At 63.7% G+C, this 1825-nt stretch carries 2 protein-coding genes; both read left to right on the forward strand.

The window, feature by feature from the left end:
• A partial coding sequence (locus RMO40_RS09570; RefSeq protein ID WP_309719693.1) for a DUF6055 domain-containing protein occupies positions 1-1212 on the forward strand: 1212 nt, incomplete at its 5' end.
• A gap of 266 nt (positions 1213-1478) precedes the next feature.
• Positions 1479-1634 (forward strand): hypothetical protein, encoded by a 156-nt coding sequence (locus RMO40_RS09575; RefSeq protein ID WP_309719696.1) that lies wholly within the window; start codon positions 1479-1481, stop codon positions 1632-1634.
• The last annotated feature ends 191 nt before the right edge of the window (positions 1635-1825 follow it).

Raw genomic sequence — 1825 nt, forward strand, 5'->3', positions numbered from 1 at the left:
CCTGAGTACCAGAACAACGCGCATTGCTCCGAGATGCTCCCCAATGCCCCGCACGTGTACCTCGGCTCCACCCGCGACCGGTACTGCAACTGGCAGTTCATGGAGTTCCTGAAGGACAAGTACGGCCCGGGTGCCGTCACCCAGATCTGGACCACGGCTGGCGCCGACCCGCTGACCAACATCCAGAATTCGCGCGGCTGGACGCTGTCGCAGCTCAACGACTTCGTCGGCGACTGGGCCATGCACAACGTGGTGTGGGACTACAAGGCCACGCCCGACAGCTTCCGAAACGCCTACGGCAACATCACCTTGACCGACAAGGCCGAGCGCATGCGCCGGTTGATGCCGCTGGAGGCTCTGGACGACAGCTGGGCCACCAACCGCCGCTTTGCGTCACCGTTCTACGGGTCACCACAACGCTTCGGCTACAACGTCGTGCGGTTGTACCCGGTCACTGGCGCAACCACGGTGACTGTCAAGTTCCGCGGCGTCAACCAAACAGGCTCAGACGCTGATTTCCGCTGGGGGCTGGTGGCCACCAACACGCAGTTCACCTCGGCGCGCTACAGCGCGCTGCAAAAGGGCCTGGATGCGGACCTGGCCTTCAAGGTCAATGCGGGCGAGCCGCTGTTCATGGTGGTGGCGGCCACGCCCTCGGTCTTCAAGACAGTGGTGTGGGATCAGGCCTACGAGACGATCTGGCGCTACCCGTATATGGTTGAGCTGGCCAATGCCTGGCCGCAGGGCTTCCAGAACGGGCAGCGGGATGCCTGTCCGTCGGGGACGGTACGGTTTGCCAATGGGGGCGGGTGTGCGCCGACCAATACGCCAGCGTCTGTGTATGTCGGGCCTTACGCCATCATCCTGCCAGGGGGCAGTGTGACGGGCAGCGCGCGCATCGAAGACCAGGCTGTTGTCGTCAATGGCACGGTCAGCGGTGGCACAGTGGGCGGATTGAGCGTCATCGGCTCGGACAACAACGCCTTCACGGTGTCCGGGTCTGCCCAGGTGCGCACCACCTTCTATCCGCTGGGCTTCTTCGAGGCGAACCAGGGCGCATCGGGCACCCTGAACCTGCACGGCGATGTCGAGTACCGCGGCACGGGGCTCAACCTCAGTTCCGGGAACCGGTCCGGCATGGTGTTTGACACGTCCACCGTGGGCTCGGCCACCGAGATCAACACCAAAACGCCGCTCACTTGGCGACCGTGACAAGTGGCTGGTTGCCATGTGCTGCGTCTCGACTTTGCACGAGCTATTCGGAGGTAGCTTGGAAGGAGCGCGTTGCTCTGTTCTGAATCGCCCTTGAGCGAATGGATTCAGAGGGCGCATGTTCAGGAGGAGCGCCGATGCCGGCGGTGCGTCGGAGAAGCAGCTCGCCTACGTCGACGGCCTGATCGCCAAGGGCGCCAAAGCGTTGATCAGGGCCAAGCCGAACGGCAACTACGTCTTGATCAAGGGCCGCCGGCGCGAAGGAAGTGCTCGACCCGGCAATCAAGAAGTGCGACATCAAGATCGTCGGCGAGGAGCCCACCGAAGGCGGCAAGCCCGAGGTGGCGCACAAGAACATGGAGCAGATCCTGACGCGCAACGGCAACAAGGCCCGGGCCAGGATGCGAACCATGCGGCTCTGAACCGCGTAGCGCTCGGCGTACTTCGCAGCGACTCCTTGGCAAGGTACGCCGGCGGATGGCCGATCTGGGTGACACAGAGCAACTCCCGGGGCTGCGCTGTCAGCCTTACCCGTGCGAAAACACGAGTCTCGAGTTCACGTCACACCGGCACGCCGCAACCGCGTCTGCAGTCGGTCGATCTCGTCGATCAG

The organism is Rhizobacter sp., assembly GCF_031412075.1.
GTDB lineage: Bacteria > Pseudomonadota > Gammaproteobacteria > Burkholderiales > Burkholderiaceae_C > Rhizobacter.